The 24,867-nt window shown below is 71.6% G+C and carries 22 protein-coding genes; 9 read left to right on the plus strand and 13 right to left on the minus strand.

What is annotated here, in order from left to right; all coding sequences use genetic code 11:
• Positions 1-97 precede the first annotated feature (97 nt).
• The 3 genes from ABD352_RS11005 to ABD352_RS11015 all read left to right on the plus strand — a co-directional run bounded on the left by ABD352_RS11005 (position 98) and on the right by ABD352_RS11015 (position 4,353).
• Positions 98-607: an SHOCT domain-containing protein gene (locus ABD352_RS11005; protein ID WP_344612176.1), complete on the plus strand. Its 510-nt coding sequence runs from the start codon at positions 98-100 to the stop codon at positions 605-607.
• A 286-nt stretch (positions 608-893) separates the two neighbouring features.
• On the plus strand, positions 894-4,064 hold the full coding sequence (locus ABD352_RS11010; protein ID WP_344612177.1) for a tetratricopeptide repeat protein: 3,171 nt from the start codon (positions 894-896) through the stop codon (positions 4,062-4,064).
• Positions 4,042-4,353 (plus strand): group I truncated hemoglobin, encoded by a 312-nt coding sequence (locus tag ABD352_RS11015; RefSeq protein ID WP_344612178.1) that lies wholly within the window; start codon positions 4,042-4,044, stop codon positions 4,351-4,353. Before ABD352_RS11010 ends, ABD352_RS11015 begins: the two co-directional genes overlap by 23 nt.
• A gap of 132 nt (positions 4,354-4,485) precedes the next feature.
• Here the strand turns inward: ABD352_RS11015 and ABD352_RS11020 are convergent, their stop codons facing one another.
• The 7 genes from ABD352_RS11020 to ABD352_RS11050 form a co-directional block, all read right to left on the minus strand.
• Complete coding sequence (locus tag ABD352_RS11020) at positions 4,486-4,977, minus strand: hypothetical protein (RefSeq protein ID WP_344612179.1); 492 nt, start codon at positions 4,975-4,977, stop codon at positions 4,486-4,488.
• Between the two features lie 172 nt (positions 4,978-5,149).
• Positions 5,150-6,631 carry an ABC transporter substrate-binding protein gene (locus ABD352_RS11025; protein ID WP_344612180.1) on the minus strand — a complete coding sequence of 494 codons (1,482 nt, stop codon included), beginning with the start codon at positions 6,629-6,631 and terminating at the stop codon, positions 5,150-5,152.
• A gap of 73 nt (positions 6,632-6,704) precedes the next feature.
• On the minus strand, positions 6,705-7,574 hold the full coding sequence (locus ABD352_RS11030) for an ATP-binding cassette domain-containing protein (protein WP_344612181.1): 870 nt from the start codon (positions 7,572-7,574) through the stop codon (positions 6,705-6,707).
• On the minus strand, positions 7,571-9,319 hold the full coding sequence (locus ABD352_RS11035) for a dipeptide/oligopeptide/nickel ABC transporter permease/ATP-binding protein (protein WP_344612182.1): 1,749 nt from the start codon (positions 9,317-9,319) through the stop codon (positions 7,571-7,573). The genes ABD352_RS11030 and ABD352_RS11035 overlap by 4 nt, the downstream gene beginning before the upstream one ends.
• Entirely contained in the window at positions 9,306-10,292 is a 987-nt protein-coding gene (locus ABD352_RS11040; RefSeq protein ID WP_344612183.1) for an ABC transporter permease, read from the minus strand. Before ABD352_RS11040 ends, ABD352_RS11035 begins: the two co-directional genes overlap by 14 nt.
• Positions 10,293-10,343: 51 nt before the next feature.
• Positions 10,344-11,828, minus strand: coding sequence for an ABC transporter substrate-binding protein (locus ABD352_RS11045; RefSeq protein WP_344612184.1), 1,485 nt, complete (start codon positions 11,826-11,828; stop codon positions 10,344-10,346).
• Between the two features lie 23 nt (positions 11,829-11,851).
• Entirely contained in the window at positions 11,852-13,522 is a 1,671-nt protein-coding gene (locus tag ABD352_RS11050) for an ABC transporter family substrate-binding protein (protein WP_344612185.1), read from the minus strand.
• A 234-nt stretch (positions 13,523-13,756) separates the two neighbouring features.
• Here ABD352_RS11050 and ABD352_RS11055 point away from each other — a divergent pair, with 234 nt between their 5' ends.
• The 3 genes from ABD352_RS11055 to ABD352_RS11065 all read left to right on the plus strand — a co-directional run bounded on the left by ABD352_RS11055 (position 13,757) and on the right by ABD352_RS11065 (position 16,370).
• Positions 13,757-15,145, plus strand: a complete 1,389-nt coding sequence (locus tag ABD352_RS11055; protein ID WP_344612186.1) for an aminotransferase class I/II-fold pyridoxal phosphate-dependent enzyme — start codon at positions 13,757-13,759, stop codon at positions 15,143-15,145.
• A gap of 70 nt (positions 15,146-15,215) precedes the next feature.
• Positions 15,216-15,575 carry a hypothetical protein gene (locus ABD352_RS11060; RefSeq protein ID WP_344612187.1) on the plus strand — a complete coding sequence of 120 codons (360 nt, stop codon included), beginning with the start codon at positions 15,216-15,218 and terminating at the stop codon, positions 15,573-15,575.
• Between the two features lie 192 nt (positions 15,576-15,767).
• Positions 15,768-16,370 carry a GNAT family N-acetyltransferase gene (locus ABD352_RS11065; protein ID WP_344612188.1) on the plus strand — a complete coding sequence of 201 codons (603 nt, stop codon included), beginning with the start codon at positions 15,768-15,770 and terminating at the stop codon, positions 16,368-16,370.
• Between the two features lie 83 nt (positions 16,371-16,453).
• On the opposite strand, the gene ABD352_RS11070 is transcribed toward ABD352_RS11065, so the two are convergent.
• On the minus strand, positions 16,454-17,047 hold the full coding sequence (locus ABD352_RS11070) for a TetR/AcrR family transcriptional regulator (RefSeq protein WP_344612189.1): 594 nt from the start codon (positions 17,045-17,047) through the stop codon (positions 16,454-16,456).
• A 61-nt stretch (positions 17,048-17,108) separates the two neighbouring features.
• Here ABD352_RS11070 and ABD352_RS11075 point away from each other — a divergent pair, with 61 nt between their 5' ends.
• Genes ABD352_RS11075 through ABD352_RS11085 form a run of 3 tightly spaced genes read left to right on the plus strand, consistent with a single transcriptional unit; the run spans position 17,109 to position 20,086 of the window.
• A complete protein-coding gene (locus ABD352_RS11075) occupies positions 17,109-17,849 on the plus strand; it encodes an SDR family NAD(P)-dependent oxidoreductase (RefSeq protein ID WP_344612190.1) in 741 nt (246 codons plus the stop codon).
• A 13-nt stretch (positions 17,850-17,862) separates the two neighbouring features.
• The gene (locus ABD352_RS11080; RefSeq protein WP_344612191.1) at positions 17,863-19,050 is read left to right on the plus strand and encodes an acyl-CoA dehydrogenase family protein; all 1,188 of its coding nucleotides are present in this window, start codon (positions 17,863-17,865) and stop codon (positions 19,048-19,050) included.
• Positions 19,043-20,086 (plus strand): phosphotransferase family protein, encoded by a 1,044-nt coding sequence (locus ABD352_RS11085; RefSeq protein WP_344612192.1) that lies wholly within the window; start codon positions 19,043-19,045, stop codon positions 20,084-20,086. The genes ABD352_RS11080 and ABD352_RS11085 overlap by 8 nt, the downstream gene beginning before the upstream one ends.
• A 10-nt stretch (positions 20,087-20,096) precedes the next feature.
• On the opposite strand, the gene ABD352_RS11090 is transcribed toward ABD352_RS11085, so the two are convergent.
• Genes ABD352_RS11090 through ABD352_RS11110 form a run of 5 tightly spaced genes read right to left on the minus strand, consistent with a single transcriptional unit; the run spans position 20,097 to position 24,856 of the window.
• Positions 20,097-21,350 carry a dihydroorotase gene (locus ABD352_RS11090; protein WP_344612193.1) on the minus strand — a complete coding sequence of 418 codons (1,254 nt, stop codon included), beginning with the start codon at positions 21,348-21,350 and terminating at the stop codon, positions 20,097-20,099.
• Positions 21,337-22,191: an iron-sulfur cluster-binding protein gene (locus tag ABD352_RS11095; RefSeq protein ID WP_344612194.1), complete on the minus strand. Its 855-nt coding sequence runs from the start codon at positions 22,189-22,191 to the stop codon at positions 21,337-21,339. Before ABD352_RS11095 ends, ABD352_RS11090 begins: the two co-directional genes overlap by 14 nt.
• The gene (locus ABD352_RS11100; RefSeq protein WP_344612195.1) at positions 22,188-23,450 is read right to left on the minus strand and encodes a Zn-dependent hydrolase; all 1,263 of its coding nucleotides are present in this window, start codon (positions 23,448-23,450) and stop codon (positions 22,188-22,190) included. Before ABD352_RS11100 ends, ABD352_RS11095 begins: the two co-directional genes overlap by 4 nt.
• A gap of 26 nt (positions 23,451-23,476) precedes the next feature.
• Positions 23,477-23,896: a Fe(II)-2OG oxygenase family protein gene (locus tag ABD352_RS11105; protein ID WP_344612196.1), complete on the minus strand. Its 420-nt coding sequence runs from the start codon at positions 23,894-23,896 to the stop codon at positions 23,477-23,479.
• A gap of 33 nt (positions 23,897-23,929) precedes the next feature.
• Positions 23,930-24,856 (minus strand): nitronate monooxygenase, encoded by a 927-nt coding sequence (locus tag ABD352_RS11110; protein WP_344612197.1) that lies wholly within the window; start codon positions 24,854-24,856, stop codon positions 23,930-23,932.
• Positions 24,857-24,867: the final 11 nt, after the last annotated feature.

Raw genomic sequence — 24,867 nt, forward strand, 5'->3', positions numbered from 1 at the left:
GGAGCGGCGGGACGCGGCACCAGCACTGCCGGCGCATCGTGGGGGCCGAGACCCACGCGGGCAGCCGATGGGTCGCATTCCGTACGCAACGACGCCGATGGAACGCCTTGGCCTGTACGGTCACGCCGTGATGTATCGAGTCCGTGCCACGATCGGCTTCCTGCTCGGCGTCGTATGCCTGGGCATCGCGCTCTTCGCGCTCTTCCAGCTGGTCCGGGGCGGCTCCTGCGCGTCCGGGGGCAACTACGTCTCTGCCCGGCAGTGCCCACCGGGGACCGGCAAATGGGCGTTCATCCTGCCCCTCGCCATCATCGGCAGCCTCGCGAGCTTCATCCTGGGCCGGCTACGGTTCCAGCAGCCGGCGGCGCCCGTCCCGCCGCCGCACCCGCACCCCTTTGGCAACGTTGGTCCGGCGGCATCGCCGTTCGGCGCGCCGGTCACGTTCAACGACGGGCAATTGTTCAAGGCCGTGCCGGGCACCGCGCAGCCCGCCCCGACGACGGACCCGCTGGTCAGGTTGACCATGCTGCAGTCTCTGCGAGACTCCGGTGCACTGTCGCCAGCCGAGTACGAACAGGCGAAGGCGAAGATTCTGGCCGAGATGTAGGCGCGCCCGACCCGCACTGTTCCGTACACCTCAGCGGCCCGAACGGCTTCGTTGCATTGGGCGTTGGCAAGATCGTGGCTGGTTTGAGCAGCGAAGCGGTCGTGGTACCGGTGCCTGGCCCGCGACAGCCGCCTCGGCGGGGTCGCGCAGGACGCCGGCGGCGGTGAGCGGGCGGGTACCGCGGCCGCCCCGTGATCGGCCGCGGCACCCGTCCAAAATGGCGCTGATCGATCATTACGGACGAACCTTTCCGTGATCTTGCAAGTGAAACCCGTACCCTGCTCGTATGGGTGGCGAGGAGTTCGGTGCGCTGCTGCGGCGGCACCGCGTGGCGGCCGGCCTCAGTCAGCGGGAGCTGGCCGAGCGGGTAGGGCTCAGCGTGGCGGCGATCCGCGACCTCGAGCAGGGGCGCACCCGCCGGCCGCACCGCGGGTCGGCCGAGGCACTCGCGGAGGTGCTGGGGCTGGGCGTCGAGGAGCCCGGCGTCGACGGCGACGCGCCGGTGCGGATCGGGGTGCTCGGGCCGCTGGTCGTGCAGCGCGGCGGCGAGGCGGTGCCGGTCGGACGCGGGGCCCGGCGGGCGGTGTTCGGGCGGCTCGCGCTGTCGGCCAATGCGGCGGTACCGCTGGCGGACCTGCTCGAGCTGCTGCACGACGGCGGCCGGCCGGCGGACGCCGCGGGCGCGCTCTACACGCACGTGTCACGGCTGCGCTCGGCGCTGCGCCCGGGCGGGCGCGACGGGGACCCGGTCATCCACCGGACGCCGGGCGGGTACCGGCTCGAGGTCGCCGACGACCGGCTCGACCTCGGCGCGTTCCGGCGGGATGTCCTGGCGGCCGCCGCGGCTCCGCCCGAGCAGGCGCTCGATCTGCTGGAGCGGGCCGCCCGGCTGTGGCGGGGCGCGCCGCTGGAGGATGTGCCGCAGCTACGCGACCACCCGCTCGTCACCACCGTCGTGGAGGAGCGGGTACGGATGGCGCTGCGCCACGCCGAGTTCGCCCTCGCCGCCGGGCAGGCTCACCGCTGCCTGCCCGCCCTGCGCGACCTCGCCGCCGCGCACCCGCTCCACGAGCCGCTGCACGCGCAGCTCATCGCGGTGCTGGCGGCCGAGGGGCGCCAAGCCGACGCGCTCGCGGTCTACGGGCACATCCGGCAGCGGCTCGTCGGCGAGCTCGGCGTCGAGCCGGGCCCCGACCTGATGGCCGCGCACCGGCGGGTGCTGCGGCAGGAGCCCGCAGTGATACCGCAGGCACCCGCGCCGGTCGCCGCGCCCACCCGGCCGGCACCGGCCCAGCTGCCGGCCGACCTGCAGGCGTTCGCCGGGCGCGGGGCCGCCGTCGCGGCGCTCGACCGGCTCGGGTCGGCGGCCGTCATCGTCGTGTCGGGTACCGCCGGCGTGGGCAAGACGACGCTCGCCGTGCACTGGGGGCACCGGGTCCGGGCCCGGTTCCCGGACGGGCAGCTCTACGTCAACCTCCGCGGCTTCCACCCCACCGGCGACGCGGTCACCGCCGCCGGGGCGCTGCACGGCTTCCTGACCGCGCTGGGGCTGCCGCCGGGGCGGGTGCCGGGCGATCTCGAGGGGCGCGCCGCGCAGTACCGGACGCTGCTCTCCGGCCGGCGGATGCTCGTGCTGCTCGACAATGCCCGTGACGCCGACCAGGTCCGCCCGCTGCTGCCGGCCGCGCCCGGCTGCGTGGCCCTCGTCACCAGCCGCCACCACCTCACCGGGCTGGTCGCGACCGAGGGCGCGCAACCGGTACTGCTGGATCTGCTCCCCGCCGACGAGGCCCGCGCGCTGCTGACCCGCCGGTTGGGCGCGGAGCGGATCCGGGCGGAGGCCGAAGCGGTCGACGCGATCGTCGAGCGGTGCGCCCGGCTGCCGCTCGCCCTCGCCGTCGCCGCCGCCCGGGCGGCGACCAGGCCGGGCCTGCCGCTCGCGAGTCTCGCGGCCGAGCTGGCCGACCGCCTCGATGCGCTGCACGGCGACGAGCCCGGCACCGACGTGCGCGCCGTCCTCGACTGCTCCTACCGGCAGCTGACGCCGGCCGCCGCCCGGCTGCTGCGCCTCCTCGGCCAGCATCCCGGCCCCGACCTCGGGGCGGCTGGCGCGGCCCGGCTCGCGGGGCACAGCCAGGCCGAGGTCGCGCCGCTGCTGGCCGAGCTCACGGGCGCGCACCTGCTCGCCGAGCCGGAAACCGGCCGCTTCACGATGCACGACGTGCTGCACGCGTACGCCGCCGAGCGCGGCCGCGAGGAGGACCCCGACCCCGTGCGGATCGCGGCCCTCGGCCGCCTCATCGAGTACTACGTGGACACGGCCACGGCCGCCATCGCGACCGTCCTGCCCGGCGAGTCGGACGCCGCCCCGACCGGCTTGTTCGACCGGGTGGCCGCCGCCCGGGCCTGGCTGGACCGCGAACGCGCCAACGCCGTCGCGCTCGCCGGGCGCGGCCGGCCCGCCGAGACGATCGCCATCGCCCGGACCCTGCAGCGGTACCTCGACCTGGGCTACTACACCGAGGCGCAGGACCTGCACTCCCGGGCCCGCGAGGCCGCCCGGCAGCACGGCGACCCCACCGCCGAGGCCACCGCGCTGAACCATCTCGGCGTCACCTACCTGCGGCTCGGCCGCTTCGCCGACGCCGTCGAGCTGCACCACCAGGCGCTGGAACGGTTCCGGGCGGCCGGTGACGCCGCCGGCGAGGGGCGCAGCCAGGAGCTGATCGGCATCGCCGCATGGCGCCTCGGCGACTACGAGAGCGCCCGCGAGTACCACTACGCCGCCCTCGACACGTTCCGGGCGGCCGGCCACCGGCTCGGCGAGGCGATCCAGCTCGTCCACATCAGCACCGGCAACCGGCAGTTCGGCGACCTCGAGGCCGCGGCCGAGAGCCTCGACCAGGCCCTCATGCTGCTGCGCGAGCTCGGCGCCCGGCACGGCGAGGCCTACGCGCTGGACACGCTGGGCCTGCTCCGCCAGGAGACCGGCGCCGCCGATCGGGCCGTCGAGTGTCACGAGCAGGCCTACGCGATCTGTGCCGACATCGGCTACCCCGCCGGACAGGCGGACGCACTGCACAACCTGGCCCGCGCGCTGCTCGTCCTCGGCCGGTCCGGGGAGGCGATCGTGCACCACCATCGCGCCCTGAGCCTGTTCCGCGAGATCGGGGCGCGCGCCCGCGAGATCGACACGCTCAACGGGCTGGGCGCCGCACTGGCCGCCGCGGGCGAGCCGGACGCGGCGCGGGACCGGTACAGCGAGGCCCTCGCCCTCGCCGCGGAGACCGGCGAGCGGCTCCAGGAGGCCGTCGCCCACGAGGGCCTGGCAGGCCTCCACGCTGCGGCCGGCGACCGGGCCGGCGCCCGGCGCGCGTGGCGGCACGCCCTGACCGTCTACACCGATCTGGGCCTGCCCGACGCCGAGCGGGTCAGTGCGGCGCTGCGGGGAGCTTGAAGATCAGCTCCGTGACACCGACGTCGACATCCAGCGGCTCAAGACGCACCAGCGGGCGTTCATCGCCGCGGCGCTCGGCGGCCCGCAGATCTTCGCCGGCCGCGACATGGCCGCCGCGCACGCCGGGCTGGACATCACCGACGCCGACTTCGACGCGGTCGTGGCCCACCTGGCCGGCACGCTGACCGACCTCGGCGTGGCCGACGAGCAGGTGGCCCAGATCGGCGCGGCGCTGGCCCCGCTGCGTGGGCAGATCGTCACGAAGACAGATTCAGTCGTCGCTTCGTAGCCGCATGGGCACGGTGGCGACGATGACGCTCGCGAGCGGACTTGGGCGTGTTTGGCGAGATCGAGGACGATCGGCTGCTATCGAGTGGTACAGCCCTGCTCGCGCAGGAGCAGGTTCCTCAGACGTAAGGAGTCAGCGGGGGCCGGCGGTGGGCGCGGGCAGGCGGGCCTCCGGAATGCCCCGGGCGCGCAGTGCGGCCGTCACCGCCGCTGAGCCGCCCGGGAAGAGCCCGACCTGCACGCGATAGCCCCGCCGCCCGCCGCGCGTGCGCATCCGAGGCAGATCGCCCTTCGCGTCCTGCAACGCGATCATCGCCACCGGGTGCGGGACAACGTCGAGGTTGGCGAAGACCGACCAGCCACGGAGCGTCGCCGACTCCACGCCCGACCACGGAATCAGGACCGCCCGGGCGCGGGTCGTGCCGACCTCCACGCCGGCGGCGGACAGCCGGACCCAGTACGGGCTGCGAATCAGCATCCAGAGCGACGCGCCGAGGACGGCGAGCAATGGCGTCGTGAACTGCGGAAGGACGACAAACTGGACGATGCGGCCGACCGGCCCGCCGAGCAGCGCCGTCAGACCCACGTAGAACCCGGCGGCACACAGCCACGCGAGGACGGCCATGACAGCAGAGAACGCGACGGCCCGGCCCACGGAGCTACGGAACAACACAGCGTCAGGCGCCGGCGGCGGTGGGATCACGGCCCCATTATGACGGCGTCAGTCCACAACGCCGGAACTCCCGCCGGCGGCTGCGGGTCCGTAGCCGCCGGCGATGTGGGGTACCTGTGACCGGTCAGGCGACCGGACGCATCCGGCCCCAGTGCCACCACGGTACGGAGTAGCCGAGCTGGTCGGCCCAGCCGAAGAACTTCTCGCTCCGCGGGTAGTACATGCCGTACCAGAAGAGCGGCACCCATTCGGTGTCCCGCGCCCAGACGGCCTGCAACTGCTGGTAGTGCTCGCGGCGCTCAGCCTGGGCACCGGCCCGGCGGGCGGCCAGGTAGGCGGCGTCCACGTCGGGGTTGCGGTGCAGGCCCATGTTGTTCTGCCCGCCCGTCGAGTACTTGGTCGCGGTGATCTCCGGGTCCGGCGCCATCGAGCCGCCCACGATGATCAGGTCGAAGTCGTGCCGCGTGCGTACCTCACGGGCCCAGTCCACGGAGGGCAGACCGGCGAAGGTGACCTCGAATCCGACCTCGCCCAGCTGCCGGGCGACGATCTCGGCCAGCGGCTGGTGCCCGTGGAACATGTCCATGTAGTAGACGGTCAGCCGGCCACGGACCCCGTTCGCGTCGGCGGTGACGCCGGCCTCGTCGAGCAGGGCCCGCGCCCGCCCGACGTCGTGGCCGGGCGCCTTCGCGTCCGGGTTGAACGCCCAGGAGTTGCCGAGCAGGTAGTGGTCCCAGGCCTGGGAGACACCGGGGTCGCCGAGCTGGGCGATCTCGTCACGGTTGACGGCGTGCGCGACCGCGTCGCGGACCCGCTTGTCCTGCCACAGTTCCCGGCCGTGGTTGAAGTCCAGCAGCGCCATGCCGGGGCCTTCCCGGGTCATGATCTCCACGCCGGGCGCGCCCTGGACCAGGTGCAGGCGATCCTTCGTGAGCGTGTCCTGCGGAACGATGTGCGCCTCGCCCCGGGCGACCATCCGGACGCACTCGTCGCGGTCCGGGACGATCTTCAGGATCAGCCGGTCGATCTCGGGCTGCGGGCCCCAGTGGTTCTTGACGGCCTCCATGATGATGTGTTCGCCCGGAATCCACTCGGCCAGCCGGAACGGCCCGGAACCGACCGGGCTGAGGTTGTGCGGGTTGGTGGCCCAGTCGGTGCCCTCGTACAGGTGCCGGGGCAGGACGTGCGCGAAGATGAAGTTGCCCAGCAGGACCAGAAACCCGGAGTTCGGGGTGTGCAGAACATAGTCGACGGTGTGGTCGTTGACCGCGACGATCGTCTCGACGTCCTTGAGGAACATCGCACCCTGGTAGCCCATCTTCTTGGCGTGCAGATGGGTATAGACGATGTCGTGCGCGGTCAGCGGGGTACCGTCCTGCCAGCGCGCCGCCTGGTTGAGGTGGAACCGCCAGCGCCGCGACCCGTCCAGCTGCTCCCAATGGGTGGCCAGGTCGGGGAACGGATTGATGTCGTACCACTCGTTCAGGACCACGCGGTTGTAGATGTTGTTGCAGGCGAGATAGCCGGCGCTGCCGGTCACGTTGCGATAGACGTCATTGAATTCGATCGCGTCGTGCGGCGTGGCAACCACAAAGTCGATGGACATGAACGCCTTTCCTGTCGGGTTACGCCGCCCGTCGGCGCGCACCTTGTGCAACGGCGCGCACGGGCAGGCATTGCTAGAGGGAGTCGCCGTGCGGGCAGGGCGGCAGGCCCTCGGTGTCGTTCGGCCACTGGCGCCGGGGCTGCCGTGGCTTGGCTCGTTCGAGGCGTGGGTCGGGCACCGGCACGGCGGCCAGCAGTTCCCGGGTGTACGGGTGGCGGGCCTCGCTGATGACGTGGCGTGTCGGGCCCAGCTCCACCAGCTGGCCGCCGTACATGACGCCGACCCGGTGCGACAGGTCCGCGACGACGGCCAGGTCGTGCGCCACGAACAGGTACGAGACGCTGCGGTCGCGCTGCAGCTCCTTGAGCAGGCCGAGGATTTCCGCCTGCACCGAGACGTCCAGCGCGGACACCGGCTCGTCGAGGACGATCAGCTTCGGGTCCAGCGCCAGCGCCCGCGCGATGGCGATACGTTGCCGCTGGCCGCCGGAGAACTCGTGCGGGAACCGGCGCAGGCTGGCCGCCGGCAGCCGGACCTGGTCCAGCAGCGCCAAGGCCTTGGTACCGGTGCGAAGTCCGTGGATCCGGGCCGGCTCGTCGAGGATGTCCGCCACCGTCATCCGCGGATCCAGCGAGGTGTACGGGTCCTGGAACACGACCGAGATGTCCCGGCGCAGCGCGCGGGCCGCCCGGCCCTTCTGCGCGAAGACGTCCCTGCCCAGGAACTCGACCCGGCCGGCACTGGGCTTCTGCAGCCCGAGGGTGGTGCGCAGCAGGGTGGTCTTGCCGGAGCCGGACTCGCCGACGATGCCCAGTGTCTCGCCGGTACCCACGGACAGCGACACCGAGCACAGCGCATGCACGATGGCCCGGCCGTGGCGGCGGGCGGAGCGGGGCGCCCGGAAGTGCTTCACCAGTTCGGTGACCCGCAGCAGTTCGGTCATCGCGGTTCCACCGCCCCTCCCCCGATGCGTGGAGCCAACGACAGCAGCCTGCGCGTGTAGTCCGCCCGCGGTGCGTCGAAGATGGCGAACACGTCCTGCTCCTCGACGATCCGGCCCTGGTACATGACGGCCACCCGGTCCGCGATCCCGGCCACCAGGGCCAGGTCGTGGGTGATGAACAGCATCGCGGCGCCGGTGCGTTCCCGGGCCAGGGCCAGGGTCGCCATCACCTGGGACTGCACGGTGACGTCCAGGGCGGTGGTGGGCTCGTCCGCGATGATCAGCTCGGGGTCGTGCACCATCGCCAGGGCGATCGCGATGCGCTGGCGCATCCCGCCGGAGAGTTGGTGCGGGTACTGGTCGAGGCGCGCGGACGCGTCCTTGATGGCGACGCTCTCCATCAGTTCGATCGCGCGCCGGCGCGCGGCCGCCCGGGTGACGTTGCCCGACAGCCGCATCGAGTCCAGGAACTGGGCGCCGATGGTGAGCACCGGGTTGAGCGTGGTGGACGGATCCTGCAGGATCATCGCGATCCGCCGGCCCCGGTACGCCCGCCACTGGTTGAAGGTGAGGTCGGACAGTTCGTCACCGGCGAAGCGGACCGACCCGTCGCCGATCGCGGAGTTGGGCAGCAGTCCCAGCACCGAAAGCCCGGTGAGCGACTTGCCCGAGCCGGACTCGCCGACGAGGGCGAGGACCTCGCCCGGTTGGATCTCCAGGGTGACCGAGTCCACCGCCAGGTGCTCGCCGAAGCGGACCGACAGATCGGTCAGGGTCAGCAGCGCGCCCGACGGGGCCGGGGCGGCTGCGCGGCGCTGGGCCGGCGCCGTCCGGCGGCGGCGGCGGCGCGGTGTGGCCAGCGGGTTGGTGGGTGAGGATTTCGGGTTGAAGGCATCCCGCAACCCTTCGCCGACGTAGTTCACCGACAGCACGATCGTGATGATCAGCAGGCCCGGGAAGTAGAACAGCCACGGGCGGGTCAGCACGGCGGACTGCGCGTTGGCGACCAGCAGGCCCAGCGAGGTGTCCGGCGGCTGTACCCCGAAGCCCAGGAACGACAGGCTGCTCTCGGCCAGGATGGCCACCCCGAACATCAGGGTTCCGGCCACCACGATGTGGTCGGACACGCTGGGGACGAGGTGGCGGAACATGATGCGCGCCGGGCTGGCCCCCATCACCCGGGCCGCGTCGACGAAGGCCAGTTCGCGCAGGCTGAGCACCACCCCGCGGACCAGCCGGGCCACCGAGGTCCACATCAGCGAGCCCAGTACCAGGGCCAGTCCCAGCCAGGACACCCCCCGACCGGCGACGACCGAGCCCAGGAACGCGGCCAGCGCGAGGGTGGGCAGGGTCAGCACCAGGTCGACGAGGCGCATCACGGCGGCGTCCACGTATCGGCCGAAGTAGCCGGACACCACACCCAGCACGACGCCGATGAGGCAGGCAATGATGGTGACCGAGAAGGCGATCAGCAGGGACTGCTGCATGCCACGCAGCACCAGCGCCAGCAGATCCCGCCCCAGGGTGTCGGTACCCATCGGATGCTCCGCGGACGGCGACTGCGACAGGTCGGGCGTGATGTCGGAGTACCCGTAGGTCCACAGTGCGGGGACGATGATCGCGGCCAGGATGACCAGGACCAGCACCACGAGGGCGGTCATGCCCACCTTGTGCCGGACGAACCGGCCGAAGGTGACCGCCAGCTTCGACGTGCCCGCGCCGGCGGCCAGTTCACGATCGGGCATAGCGCACCCTCGGATCCACCAGGCCGTACAGGATGTCGGCGAGCAGGTTGAAGACGACCACCGCGGTCGCGGCGACGAGCAGCCAGGCCAGCACGGCGTTGGTATCGCGGTTGGCGATGGATTCCAGCAGGAACCCGCCCATCCCGCGCCACTGGAAGACCGTCTCGGTGATGACCGCCCCGGAGAACACCACCGGCAGGTCGAGCGCCACGATGGTGACGATCGGGATCAGCGCGGGACGCACCACGTACGAGGTGACGATGCGACGCTTGGACAGGCCCTTGAGCACCGCGAACCGGACGTGGTCACCGGCCAGCCCCTCGGCGATCGCGGCCCGCTGGTAGCGGCTCCACGTCGCGAAGTGCACCAGGGTCAGCACGATCGTGGGGAGCACCAGGTGCCCGGAGAGGTCAGCGAGCATCGGCCCGAACCCCTGCGGCCGGGGTACGGACGCCTCGCCGACGGTGTAGAAGACCTGGTACCCGGTCGAGTTGTTGAACCATATGCCCCACTGCTTGAGCAGCACCGCGAGCCAGAAGGACGGCAGGGCCAGCAGGACGAACGCGGCCGGGGTCAGGACCAGGTCCGGCCAGCGCCGCTGGTACAAGGCGGCCACGGTACCGGCGACCAGGGACAGGATGAGCGAGATGACGATGGCCAGGACCACCAGGCGCAGGGTGACTCCGACCCGGCCGGCCAGTTCCGCGCCGATGTCGCGGTTGGCGTTGGTGGACGGGCCGAAGTCGCCGTGCAGCACGCCGCCCAGCCAGGTCAGGTACCGCATCGGCAGGGACGCGTTCAGGCCCAGCCGGGCCTCCTCGGCGGCGATGACCGAGGGCGGGACCGGCGGCTGCCGGTCCCGCAGTTCGCCCAACGGATCTCCCGAGACCGAGATCACCGTAAAGATCACGACGGAGGCGAGGAGCAGCACCAGAACGGCGCTGGCCAGCCGCCGCAGGATCAGCCGGAGCATGACACCGCTCCCGCCTCCCTCGCGAAGGTCTGCATTGGGATGACCCTCTCCCTACACTGGACGGATCCGGCCCCAGTGCCACCACGGCACCGAGTAACCCAGCTGGTCAGCCCAGCCGAAGAAGTCCTTGCTCCGAGCGAAGTAGGTGCCGTACCAGAACAGCGGCACCCATTCGGTGTCCCGGGCCCAGATCTCCTGCAGCCGCTTGTAGTGCGCACCCCGCTCAGCGAGCGTGCCGGCGGTACGGGCGGCGAGGTAGGCGGCGTCCACGTCCGGGTTGTGGTGCCCGGCCAGGTTGCCCTGCCCGCCTGTGGAGTACTTCGGTGCGGTGATCTCCGGGTCCGGCGCCATCGAGCCGCCCACGATCATCAGGTCGAAGTCGTGCTCCCTGCCGATCCGGGCCGCCCAGTCCACAGAGGACAGTCCCTCGACGCTGACCTCGAAGCCGATCTCGCCGAGCTGACGCGCGATCATGGCGGCCAGCGGCTTGTGGCCGTAGAAGCTGTCCATGTAGTACAGCGACAGCCTGGCCCGTACCCCGTCGGGGCCCGCGGCGACGCCCGCCTCGTCGAGCAGGGCCCGCGCCTGGGCGGCGTCGTGGCCGGGCGCCTTCGCGTCCGGGTTGAACGCCCAGCCGACCGAGCCCAACAGGTAGTGGTCCCACGCCTGGGAGACGCCCGGGTCACCGAGCTGCGCGATCTCGTCACGGTTGACGGCGTGCGCGACCGCGTCGCGGACCCGTTTGTCGGCGAACAGGTCCCGGCGATGGTTGAAGTCCAGCAGCGCCATGCCGGGGCCCTCGTCCGTCATCAGTTCGACGTCGGCGGTCGCGCCGTCCAGCAGGTACAACCGGTCCTTGGTGAGCGTGTCCTGCGGGAAGAAGTGCGCCTCGCCCCGGGCCACCATCCGGACGCACTCGTCCCGGTCCGGGACGATCCTCAGGATCAGCCGGTCGATCTCCGGCTGGGCACCCCAGTGGTTCTTGACGGCCTCCATGACGATGTGCTCGCCCGGAATCCACTCCGCCAGCCGGAACGGGCCGGAACCTACCGGCTTGAGCGTGTGCGGGTTCGTCGCCCAGTCGGTGCCCTCGAACAGGTGCCTGGGCAGGATGTGGGTGAAGATGAAGTTGCCCAGCAGGACCAGGAAGCCGGCGTTCGGCGTGTGCAGGATGTAGTCGACCGTGTGGTCGTTGACCGCGACGATCGTTTCCACGTCTTTGAGGAACCGCCCGCCGGTGTAGCCCATCTCCATCGCGTGCAGGTGCGTGTACACCACATCGTGCGCGGTCAACGGGGTGCCGTCCTGCCAGCGGGCCGCCTGGTTGAGGTGGAACCGCCACCGGCGCGATCCGTCCAGCTGCTCCCAGTGGGTGGCCAGGTCCGGGTACGGCGTGATGTCGAACCACTCGTTCAACACGACCCGGTTGTAGATGTTGTTGCAGGCGATGTACCCGGCGCTGGCCGTGGTGTTGCGGTAGACGTCGTTGAACTCGACCGCATCGTGCGGCGTGGCCACCACGAAGTCGATGGTCATGCGTTCCCTCCCCGAGGTAGCAGTCACTTGCGCAGGCCCCACTGCTCGACGTTCATCGTGGTGCCGTACTTACTGGGGTTGATGAAGATGTTGGTGTACTTGTCCCGGTAGACGGCCATCTGCGGGCTGGCGAACAGGGGCATCACCACGCCGTCGGCCAGCAGCACCTTGTCGATCTGGTTCATCAGCGCGACCTGCTTGGCCGGGTCCAGTTCGGCGGCCGCCTCGGCGAACAGCTTGTCCGCCTCCGCGGACGAGTACCCGAAGGAGCGGGCGGCCCCGGTGCCGTACCACTGCTGCAACGACAACGCACCCAGGTCCAGGGCGGTACCGGTGGCCATCAGGTCGAAGCTGCCCTGGCGCAGCGCCGGCGAGTACCGGGCGCTGTCGGCCGGGTCGATGACGATGGTGATGCCGAGCTGCTTGAGCTGCGACTGGGCGATCTGGGCCAGTTCCATGCGCAGCACGTCGGTGGACAGGGTGAGCAGCTTCAGGTCCCGCAGCGGCTTGCCGTCCGGCAGGATCAGCTTGCCGTCGGTCACCTTGTAGCCGGCGTTCTGCAGGATCTCCAGGGCGGCCTTGGTGTCGCCCTTGCCGATGTTGAGCTCGTCGGTGTTGTCGTGGTACGCGGGGACGTCGCCGACCTTCTGCCCCGGCACGTACGCGCTGCTCTTCATCGTGACCAGGTCCGGCGCGTACTGGCCGACGGTGCGCTTGCGCATGTCGTCCAGGTTGACCGCGGTGGCGATGGCCCGGCGCAGCGCCGGATCGGCCATCACGTCACCGGTCGTCTTCATGCCCAGGTGGTAATAGGTCAGGGTGGAGCCGAGCAGGACCTTCATGCCGTTCATGGCCTTCACCTGGTTGACCGTGTCCAGGGTCGGGTTCTGGTAGACGAAGTCGACCTCGCCGTTCTGCAACGCGGTGATCTGCGCGCCCTGGCTGGAGATGTACCGGGTGGTGATGGTGTCCAGGTGCGCGGGCTCCCCGTACCACTTGGGGTTCTTGACCATCGTCATGGACACGCCGTCCTGGTAGTCCTTCAGGACGTACGGGCCACCGGACACCTTCGGGGGGTTCTTGGTGAAGCCGGTGTTGAAGGAGGTCGCGAGGTCGCCGTACGACTCGGCGACGTGCGCCGGCAGGATGTAGTTGAACAGCGTCTGCCAGGCGGCGAACGGCTCGGCGTAGGTCATCGTGACCGTCTTGCCGTCGCCGCTCGTCTCGATGCTCGTGATCTTCGAGTAGCCCTCGGTGAACGCGGCCTTGCAGGCCGCGCACTTCTTCGGGTCCTGCACCGCCTGGGTGTACTCGAAGTCCTTGCCGGTGATCGGGGTACCGTCCGACCAGACCGCTTTCTGCTGGAGCTTGTACTCGACCTTCATCGGGCTGGTGCTGACCACCTCGGCGGACTCCAGCAGCGCCTTGTTCGGCACCACGGTGGTGTCCGGGTTGGTCAGGAACGGGTGCGGATAGAAGGGCCACTGCTGCTGGCGCTGGCCGGTCGTGTCTCCGGCGGCGGACAGCGGGTTCCAGTCCACCATCGGGCTGCTGGCCGCGAGGGTCAGCTTCCCACCGTCGGCGACCGCGATCGACGAGGCGTCGGTACTCACATCGTTGCTGATCTTCGAGCAGCCGGAGACGACCACGGCGGCGAGCGCGGCCACGGCCACGAACTGGCGAGTGGATTTCACGTCAGGCACGTCCTCTGGTTCATGGGAGGGATGTGGCTCGGCTGGAGCGCCAGGGTGGCTGGTCGTCGCGGCCGGCCGGTAAAGGCCGAGGCCAACGTCTAGGAAATTAAGCTCGGGTTATGTCCGGGTCAATATTATTATGTCCATGGACATAATTGGGACCATGGTTGACCGGCCCAGGCACTACAGTCATGCACCGTCGGCCAGGTGCCGCGAAGCCGGAGGACGAAGAACGTGACTGCGACCGAGCCGCTGGACAGCCAGCAGTGCATGCGGCTCATCCAGTCGCGTCTGACGCTGCGGACCAGCAATGCGCTGTCCCGCGCGATCCTCGATCTGGTCGGTTCGGGTGATTTGCCGGCTCAGTCCCAGTTGCCGACAGTCCGGGACCTCGCGATGGAGCTCGGCATGAGCAAGTCCGCCATCGCGCAGGCGTGGAGCTCACTGTCCGCCCGGTCCGTCATCGAGACCCGCCGCCGCGGCGGCACCGTGGTGCTCGGGCCGCCGCAGCCGCCCCGGGCCCGCCGCTTCGACAGCATGGTCCGCACCTCGTCCACGATGCCCATCGATCTGGGGAACCTGCTGGCCGGGCAGCTGCCACCGCCGGACCTGGCACCCGCGCTCGCATACGCGATCAGCAACAGCGCGCTCCACAACGCGTTCGCCGCGCCGGCCACCCCGGAGCTCATCGCCGCCGTCCAGCCGCACTGGCCCTTCCCGGTCGACCGGTTCCTCGCCACCCATGGCATCATCGACGCCCTCGAACTGGCGCTGACCTCGATCGCCCGCCCCGGCGACCGGGTCATCATCGAGTCGCCCAGCCAGGCCCGAGTGCTGGACATCCTGGAGTCGATCGGCGCGTCCGCCATTCCCGTCGACTACGGTCACGACGGCCCGGACCTGGAGCAGCTGCGACTCGCGCTGATCAGCAAGCCGAGCGCGATGATCTACCAGCCGAACGGCAACGTCCCGTCCGGCCGCTCGGTCAACGATGCCTGGATCGAGGCCGCTGCCGCGCTCCTGCGCGACGAGGCATTCCCCATCATCGAGGTGTCACAGACCCCGCTGATGCGCTCGCCGCAGCGGTCCCTCACCGCCCACCTGCCCGACCGGGTGGTCCACATGCAGGGCTACAACTTCTTCTTCGGAGCCGACCTGCGCGTCGCCGTGAGCGGCGGCGCCGCCGAGTACATCGACCTGATGTGGATGCGGCTGACCTACTCGTCCCGCTGGGTCAGCCGCATCCTCCAGCTCGCGCTCGCGTACCAGCTGACCGACGCCGACGCCGTCCGGCGCACGGACCAGTTCATCGCGGAATGCCGGCGCCGGCACGCCGAGTTCAGCGCGGCCCTGATGGACGCCGGATTCGTGCTCACCCCCACCGAGGGACCGCACATCTGGCTACCGGTACCAGACGAGCACTCGGTCTGCACCCGGCTCAGCCGGTACGGCGTGGTGGTGCATCCCGGCAGCTTCTTCGAGGCCAGGTCCAGCCGGCAGCACCACGTACACATCAACGGCACGGCATTGCCCAACGGCATGCAGGCGATGGCCCAGATGATCGCCCGGGCCTGCCACCTCCCCCTGAAAGCCATCGAGGAACCTGATCGGGACCGGGTCTAGGGCAGCGCGTCCCGCATCCGCCGGGCCGGGTGGCCGGTCGGGCGCGAAGGCGGCGGTCTACTGTTACGCGATGCCGGAAAGCGAAGATCGAGTGGCGCAGCTGGAGGCGCAGGTCGCCGAGCTGGAGCGGCGCCTTGCGTGGTTCACGGCAAATGCCGGGGCTCCGCGGTTCACGCCCGGGTTCAACCAGGTGTACCGCGCGGATGGCTACGGGTACGTGAGCGTGTACTACGTCGGCGGGGCGACGAGCCGCGTGCGCATGTTCGTCGGGCCACAGCACCCGCCCACGCAGTGTGTCGGCGAGGCCAACTCCGGCGGGCGCGTCGACAGCCACATCGGCGGCGTCGTGCGACCCGGCGAGTACTGGGTGCTGGAGTGCACCAAGCCCAACGGCGAGGGCTACCGGGCCGTGTTCACGCCCCTGTTCTGAACCAGCAGGGCCGGTTGCGATCCTCGCCCGGGGCGCTCGGGAGCAATGCTCGGGTCGGCAGGGGCTGCCGCTGTGGCGGCGTCGAGCGGGTCGCCGATCGACGAGATCGTGCCGGAGGGTGCGCGGCGGATGCTGGCGGCGGCGTTGGAGAACTGCGGTGCGCCGGCCGACCACTGACACTAAGGTCGCGCCATGGAGATCCGTAATGTGCTGCCGGCCGAAGAGCTGGCTGCCGAGGAGGTCGTCTCGGCGGCATTCGGCGAGCCACGGGACGGGCGCGTTGTGCAGATGATGCGAGCTCTGCAGACCAGCGGAGCAGCTCGGGCGAGTTTGGTCGCTGTTGTCGACGATGAGCTGGTCGGGCACGTTGGTCTCGCACGCGGCTGGGTGGACGCTCGACGCGAGCTGGTCGAGGTGGTGGTGCTCTCCCCGCTGTCGGTACGTCCCGACCTCCAGCGCCACGGCGTCGGCACCGCGTTGGTCGCGGCGGCGCTGCAGACCGCCGGAGATCGTGGCGCGCCAGCCGTTTTCCTCGAGGGCAGCCCGAACTACTACGGACGCCGCGGGTTCAGCTCCGCCTCCGCCCTTGGGTTCGACCGGCCCTCGACGCGCATCCCGGACCCGGGGTTCCAGGTGGCGCTGCTTTCGTCGTACCAGCCGTGGATGGTCGGCCGGCTGATCTATCCCGAGGCGTTCTGGGCCACTGACACGGTCGGTCTGCGTGACCCCGAGCTGGAGCGGGTGGAAGCTCAGATCGCGTCGGGGCGTACGGGCGGACGAGCGCCGGCAGGCTGATGTCCACGATGGTGTTGTGCTCGCGGAAGATAGCCTCGATGTACCGCTGTCTCCCGCAGGACGGTCCGGCATCTCACCCGGGATCATGGTTCCGACGGCACCGGCGAGAGCATGCGGACGGCCTGGTCCGCGTACGTGTAGGCGATCTGCTCCGCGCTGTGCGGGCCGTCCGGGCGGAACCATGCCGCCACACCGATGCCCATGTCGAGGATCGAGTACGACGCCAGCCGCGGGTGCTCGACAGCGAAGACGCCCGCGCTACGCCCCTCCTCGATCACGCCGCGCAGGGTGCGCTCGTACGTCGCCCGCATGGCCAGGATCCGGTCGCGGGCCGGCGGGTCCAGGTTGCCGATCTCGCGGTTTCCGACGAAGGCCTGGTCACGGTGGCCGGCGTGGTAGCGGACGTGGGCCTCGACCATCCGGCGTAGCCGCAGGACCGGATCACCTCCGGCGCCGACGGCGGCGCGCTGCGCGTCCAGCAGCGCCTCCATGGTCTCGATCATGACGGCGACCAGAAGGTCCTGTTTGGACTTCACGTGCCGGTAGAGACTCGGCCCGCGGACGCCGACCGCGGCGCCGACGTCGGCCATGGTGGTGGCGCGGTAGCCGCGCTCGGCGAAGAGGCGCAGAGCGGCACGGCGGATCTCGGCCACCTCCAGGCCTGGCTCGCTAATCATCGTTAGCCTTCTTGTCACTGTTCCTTGACATCGATCGTACCAGCATACCTAAACTGCGCTAATGATGGTTAGCAAGCGGACGGCGCTGGTGACGGGGGCCTCGCGCGGGATCGGGCTCGCGGTGGCGCGCCGGCTCGCCGCCGAGGGCTTCGCGCTCACCCTGGCCGCCCGGCGGCCCGAGCCGCTGCACGAGGCGGCGGCGCAGCTGCGGGCCCTTGGCGCCGAGGTGACCGCGGTGCCGGCGGACGTGAGTGACGAGGCACAGGCCGAGGCCGTCGCCGGCGAGCACCTGAGCCGGTACGACGCGCTGGATGTCCTCGCGCTGTGCGCGGGGACCGGGTCCGTGGGCTCACTGGACGACTATCCCGTCCGGCGCTGGGACCGGCAGTTCGCGGTCAACGTGCGATCCGCGTTCCTGCTCGTGCAACGGCTCCTGCCGGCCCTGCGTACCGCCGCGGCCCGGTCGGAGCATGGCGCCAGGGTGGTGGCGATCGCGTCGATCACCGGTGTCACGGCGGAGCCGGGGCTGGCCGCCTACAGTGCCAGCAAGGCCGCCCTGATCTCGCTCTGCGAGTCGATCACGGTGAGCGAGGGCGCTCAGGGGGTGACCGCGACGGCGGTCTCGCCCGGGTACGTGGAAACCGACATGACGGCCTGGATGCACGACCGCCTCGACCCGGCCGCGATGATCCGGGCCGAGGACGTCGCCGAGCTGGTGGCCGGCGTGTGCCGCCTGTCGCGCACCGCGGTCGTTCCCAACATCGTGATGACCAGGCCCGGGCCGCAGCTGTGGCGGGCCTGAGACGGGAGGGGCCATGAGCTTCGACTTCTCGCTGAGCGAGCGGACCGCCGAGTGGCGGGACCGGATCGCCGCGTTCGTCCGCGACGAGGTGATCCCCCGCGAGCAGGACGCGTTCGCCGGCGGGGTCACCGACGCGCTGCGCGCCGAGTTGCAGCGGGCCGCGCGCAAGGCCGGCGTGTGGGCGCCGCAGGTGAGCATCGGGCTGGGCGGCGGCGGGTTCCGCTTCGACGAAGCCGCGGTGCTGCTCGAGGAGGCCGGCACCAGCCTGCTCGGCCCGCTGGCGCTGAACTGCTCGGCACCCGACGAGGGCAACATCCACCTGCTCGACGCGGTGGCCACCGGCGAGCAGCGGGACGCGTACCTGCGGCCGCTGGCCGCCGGCGACGTCCGGTCGTGCTTCGCGATGACCGAGCCGCCGCCGGGCGCGGGCTCGGATCCGGCCGCGCTGCGCACCACCGCCACCCGCGCGCCCGGCGGCTGGCGCATCACCGGTGACAAGCACCTGATCACCGGCGCGGACGGCGCGGCCTTCGCCATCGTCATGGCCCGGCACGACGATCGCGAAGGCGCGAGCATGTTCCTCGTCGACGCGGACAACCCGGGCATGACGGTGGGCGCCCACGCGCGGACCCTGGACGCCACCATGCCCGGCGGCCATTGCCGGGTGACGTTCGAGGACGCGTTCGTTGCGGACGAAGCGGTGCTCGGCGAGCCGGGACAGGGTTTCCGGTACGCCCAGGTCCGCCTCGCCCCGGCCCGGCTGACCCACTGCATGCGCTGGCTCGGCGCCGCCCGCCGGGCGCACGGGATCGCCCTGGACCGGGCACTCGGCCGGGAGCTGTTCGGCGCCCCGCTGGCGAGTCACGGGATGGCACAGCAGCTGATCGCCGATAACGAGATCGACCTCGCCGCGGCGCGGGCCCTGTTGTGGCACGCGTGCTGGCAGGTCGCCGAGGGCGCCCGCGGCACCGAGGAGTCGTCGCGGGCCAAGGTCTTCATCAGCGAGGCGACGTGCCGGGTGGTCGACCGCGCGGTGCAGCTGGCCGGCGGGATGGGCACGTCGGACGAGCTCGTCATCGGGCGCATCTACGCCGACATCCGCGCGTTCCGCATCTACGACGGCGCCTCCGAGGTGCACCGGATGTCCATCGCCCGCCGGGTCGTGCGGCGCGCCGGGAACCGGGTGGCCGCCGATGCCTGAGCTTCCAGGACTGCCGTCCGACAGGATCGGGCCGTGGCTGCGCGACCACCTGCCGGAGCGCTTCACCGGCGGCTGGGACGCCGAGCTCATCTCCGGCGGGCTGTCGAACATCACGTACCGGATCGTGCCCACCGGCGGCGAGGCGGTGATCCTGCGCCGGCCACCGCTGGGCGAGGTGCTGCCGAGCGCGCACGACATGCGCCGCGAGCACCGCGTCCTCACCGCGCTGGGCGGCACGGCCGTGCCGGTGCCGCGGACGCTGGCGCTGTGCACCGACGAGGAGGTCCTCGGCTGCCCGTTCTACGTCATGACCGAGGCGCGGGGGCGGGTGCTGCGCACCGCCGCGGACACCGCGGAGCTGTCCCCTGCGCTGCGGTCCGAGCTGGCCGACCGGCTGATCACCACGCTCGCCGACCTGCACGCGATCGAACCGGCGGCGGTGGGGCTGGCCGACTACGGGCGGCCGGACGGGTACGCGGCACGCCAGCTGCGGCGCTGGGGCGGGCAATGGGAGAAGTCGCGGACCCGGGACCTGCCGGACATGGACCGCCTGCTGGCCCGGCTCGCCGAGCGGCTGCCGGCGCAGGCCGGTTCGGCGCTGGTGCACGGTGACTACCGGCTCGACAACACGGTCGTCGACCTGACCGGATCGGCGCGGATCACCGCCGTGCTGGACTGGGAACTGTGCACCCTGGGCGATCCGCTCGCCGACCTCGGTGTGGCGCTGTCCTACTGGCATGACCCAGGCGACGACGAACGCGGCCGGATCCCGGTGGCCGCGGGCGTGACGGCGCACGAGGGCTTCCCGCGGACCCACGAGCTGGCCGAGCGGTACGCCCGCCGGACCGGGCGCGATCTGACGACGCTGCCGTTCCACATGGCGCTCGCCGCGATGAAGCTCGCGGTGATCCTGGAGGGCGTGCACGCACGGTACCTCGGCGGGAAGACGGTCACCGCCGGCTACGACAACGTCGGCGACGCGGTACCGGTGCTCGTGGCCCGCGGCCTGCGCCGGCTGGACGAGTCAGGCGTCTGAGCCGTGCTGGTCATGAAGGCCGCACGACCCGGCCGTCGACAACGGTGCAGACCACGCGTTCCCGGGCGGCCCAGCCGTCGAACGGACTGTTCCGGGACCGGCTGCGGTGTCCATCGATCCTGATCGGGGCCCGCGTCCCGGTCTCGACCAGGCACAGGTTCGCCGGCTCGCCCACCCGCACCGGCCGGCCCGCGTGGTGTCCGATGCCGCCGATGCGGGCCGGCACGAGCGAGAGGACCTCGACGAGCCGCTCCCAGTCGACCTCGTCGGACTGCGGCGAGCGCAGTACCTCCGCGACGACGGCGAGTGCCGTCTCCAGCCCGGTCAGCCCGAAGGCGGAGCCGGCCCAGCCCCGGGCCTTCGTCGCGGCCGGGTGCGGCGCGTGGTCGGTGGCCACGATGTCGATGGTCCCGTCGATGAGCGCGTCGCGCAGCGCCGTGGTGTCGTCGGCCGACCGCAGCGGCGGATTGACCTTCAGCGCGGCGCCCGCGCGCAGCGCCACCTCGTCGTCGAGGACCAGGTGGTGCGGGGTGACCTCACAGGTGACCGAGATTCCTGACCGCTTCGCCTGCCGGATCAGCTCGACCGATCTCGCGGTGGACACATGACAGATGTGGAGATGGCCGCCCGTGTCGGCGGCGATCGCGAGGTCCCGGTCGATGATGCGTTCCTCGCCGGCCGGGGGCCACGGTGCCGCGCCGGCCCGGCTCGCCACCCGCGCGTTGATGACGCCGGGCCCCACCGTCGCCGGGTCCTGCGCGTGCTGCGCGAGGACCACGCCGAGATCCCTGGAGGCTTCCAGCATCGCGCGGACGAATACCGGGTCGGTCACGCAACGGCCGTCATCGGAGAAGATCCGGACCCCGGCGGCGGCGAGCGCCGGCACGTCGACGAGGCGGCGGCCGTCGAGGTCGATCGTCACCGCGGAGACCGGGTGGATGCGGGTGGTCCGATGCGGCGCGCGGCGCAGCAGATCGGCGACCCGTGCCACCCGGTCGGTGGGTGGCGAGGTGTTGGCCATGGCGAACACGTCCGAGTAGCCGCCCGCCGCCGCGGCCGCCGTTCCCGAAACCAGATCCTCGGCCTCGGTGTGGCCGGGGTCCCGCAGGTGCGTGTGCAGGTCGACGAGGGCGGGCAGGAGCATCCGTACGGTTTCCGGCGGCTCGGTGCCCGCGGGCTCGATCGAGCGGATCTCGCCCGCGGCGATGGTGACGTTGACGAGTGGCCCGTCCGGGGCGATCCGGACGGCGTCAAACCGCGGCATGGGTACTCCGGACCGCGAAGACCGGCCCGTCATGGCAGACCAGCGGACCCTCCCGGAACGAGTCGCCGGTGTACGGGATCGCACAGCCGTGGCAGTAGCCGAGGCCGCAGGCCATGTGCGCCTCCAGCGAAACCTGCAGCGGCACCTGCCACCGTGCCGACAGGTCCATGGCGAGTTCGGTCAGGCGTTGGGAGCCGCACACCACGATCAGCCCCGGCGGCCGGCCGGCGAACTCCCCGGTGAGCGTCCGGTCGACCGCCTCGACCGAGCTCGAACCGTCACTGTCCGTCACGGGTATGGCCTTCGCGCCCAGCTGGTCGCAGTCGGACCGCCCGATGACCCGGTCGCCGGTCCGGGCGCTCAACACCGCCGTGCTGGCGATGGCGGCGCCGGCGGCGTCCTCGACGAGGGTCATGAAGGAGCAGATCCCGATCCCCCGGCCGATCAGCAGCAGTGACGTGGCGGTGCCGGGGATGTCGAAGCCGCGGCCGAGCGGACCGGTGACCAGCAGCGTGCCGCCCTCCCGGGCCCGGCTCAGAGCATCAGTGCCCGGACCCTGGACGTTGTAGATGACCTCGATGTCGCCGGCATCCCGGTGGCGGCGGTGAATGGCCATCGGCCGGGGCAGTTGGATGACCCGCCCCGCCACCTCCGGGACGCTGAGCATCACGAACTGCCCGGCCTGGGCGCTCGCGGTGATGTGGGGCGCGTGCAGCACCAGCCGGAAGATGGCCGGGGACAGTCTTGCGTGGCTGACGATGATCGCCGGCTCGCACGTCGGCTCTGGCCTGTGGCGGGCGGGCAGCACGTCCAGCAGGGTCGCCGGAGGCATGGCGGTCATCGCCGGGCGTCCAGCCGGTACATGGTCTCCAGGAGCACGGCGGTGCCGTCGGCAATCTGCTCGGCGGTGCTGAACTCGTCCGGGGAATGCGAGAGTCCGCCACGGCTCGGCACAAACACGATCCCGGCCGCCGTGAGCCGGCTGACCTGCTGGGTGTCGTGGCTGGCGCCACTGGGGATCACGGCGGTGGCGAGTCCCAGGGTCGCCGCCGCGTCGCCGGCCGCCGACCGCACCTCGCTCGAGAGGCCCACCGGTGGGGTGTCGGCCAGTTCCTCGATCTCGATGTCGACGCCGCGCCGGGCGGCGACCGCCCGGCAGTGCCGGCTGACCGCGTCCGTCGCCGTGCGCTGGCGGCCGTGGTCGGTCTCGCGGACGTCGACGGTGAAGACCACCCGGCCGGGGATGATGGTGATGGCGCCCGGCTCGACAGTCAGGGAGCCGACGGTGATCCGGGTATTGACCTCGGCCGCGGCCAGGGCCAGCCGTTCACAGCCGAGCACGCATTCCGCGGCGGTGGCGAGTGCGTCATGGCGGCCGTCCATCGGCGTGCCGCCGGTGTGGGAGGCCACGCCGGTCAGCGACACGCGGAGGCGGGTCGAGCCGGAGACGGTGTCGACCAGCCCGATCGGCACGCCGCGGTCCTGCAGCACGGTGCCCTGCTCGATGTGCAGCTCCACGAAGGCGCTCCAGTCCCGCGGGTCCCACCGGGCCGCCTCGACATCGTGCGGCGCGAGCCCGCACTCGGCCATGGCGGCCGCCATCGTGGTGCCGGTGCTGTCCGTCAGCTGGCGGAGATCTGGCGCGCCGGTGAGGCCGGCGACCATCCGGCTGCCGTTACAGGCCTGGCCGAACCGGGCGCCTTCCTCGGCGGCGAAGGCGACGAACCGCCACGGGTGGTGGCGGGGGCGGTCGTGGGCGCCGGCGGCGGCGGCCACCGCCAGGGCGCCGACAACGCCGACCACGCCGTCGTACGCGCCGCCGTGCGGGACGCTGTCGAGGTGCGAGCCGGTGCCGATCGCGCCCGGCCGGGGCCCGGCATTGGGCGGCAGCTCGCCGATGGTGTTGCCGGCGGCGTCGGTGTGGGACGGAATCCCGAGATCGGCCAGCTGCGCGGCGAAGAGCTCGTGTGCCTGGCGTTCGAGGCGGGTGTAGGCGAGTCGGGAGACACCCGGACCGGGCTCGGACAGGGCGGCGTACTGCCGCAGCGCGTTCTCCAGCCAGGTGGCCTGCAGGGTGCGGAAGGTGGCATGGGTGGGCATGGAATGCTCCTGCGGTGGTGGGCCGGCTACAGACCGGTGTGCAGCTGCGGCGGGTCCAGGGTGATCGCGCAGTCGAACCGGTGCCCCCGGTCCCGCATCATCGTCGCCACCGGCAGCAGGGGCCGGGAGTTGGCGAGCTGGGTGGCGACGAGCGCCACGGTCGACTCCGGCGGCAGTTCGGCGGAGGTGAAGAGGAGCCCGCGTTCCTGTACGACGGTGACGCGCCGGGCGCGCATCGCGGACGCGACCACGTGCGCCAGGACCGCCTCCTCCTCCCCCTCCATGCTGAGCACGACGGTCACGCCGCGGGTGCTGAGGATGGCGGCGATCGCGGCGCCGAGTTGGTTGGACAGCTGGGGGTCCAAGCCCAGGTCGAGCCACCGCTCGGCGCCGTCGGACCGGGTCAGGGGGGCAGTGAGGGCGGAAAGGCCGGCGAGTTCGGGCATCGGGTGACCTCGTTCCTGAAGGGGTACTGCTGGCTAGGCGGGCGTGACGTCGCGGTGGAGCAGGGCAGCGATCGTGGGGACACCCGCCGCCTGGCAGCGGGAGTGCAGTCCGCGAACGATGTCGACCATCGCGAAGGGACGGCTGAAGTTCGCGGTGCCGACCTGCACGGCCGACGCTCCGACGGAGAAGTACTCCAGGGCGTGGTCGGCGCTGCTGATCCCGCCGCAGGCGATGACCGGCAGGTTGACGGCCTTGGCCGCGAGCCAGACCAGCCGCAGGACGATGGGGCGGATGTGTGGGCCGGTCAGGCCGCCGACGTAGTTGCCGAGCGCCGGTTTGAGGCTGCCCGGTTCGAGCGGCAATGACGGGACGGAGTTGGCGATGCACACCGCGTCGGCGCCGGCCTCCTGGGCCGCCAGGGCGCACTCGGCGATGGACGCCACCATCACGGGCAACTTCGCGATGAGCGGCTTGCCGGTGATCGCCCGCACCCTGGACACCGTGTCGAACAGGGTGGCCGGGTCGGATCCGATGTCGCGGCCGTCGGTGTCGAGGTTGGGGCACGAGACGTTGATCTCGTATCCGGCGCCGGCGTCACCGAGTTGGGCCGCGATCTGCTCGTACTCCGCCGGCGAGTGCCCGCCGATGCTGACCATCGTTGGAGCGGGGAGCGCCTGGTAGGCGGGGTACTGGTGGGCCAGGAAACCGCGCGGGCCGCGGCTGGGAATCCCGACGCTGTTGACGACGCCGGCCGGGATCTCGGTGAGCCGGTGAGCCGGGTTGCCGGCACGTTGCTGGAGGAAGACCGTCTTGGTGACGGCCGCGGCGATCTCCCGCATAGGGAGCATCCGGCCCAGTTCGGGGCCGAAGCATCCCGATGCGGGCATCACCGGGCTGGCCAAGGTGAGGTCCCGGATGCGCACGGACAGGTCGACGGGCTCCGGGGGTACTGGCTGCACTCCAACTCCCT

It is taken from the genome of Dactylosporangium salmoneum (genome assembly GCF_039532525.1).
Lineage (GTDB): Bacteria > Actinomycetota > Actinomycetes > Mycobacteriales > Micromonosporaceae > Dactylosporangium > Dactylosporangium salmoneum.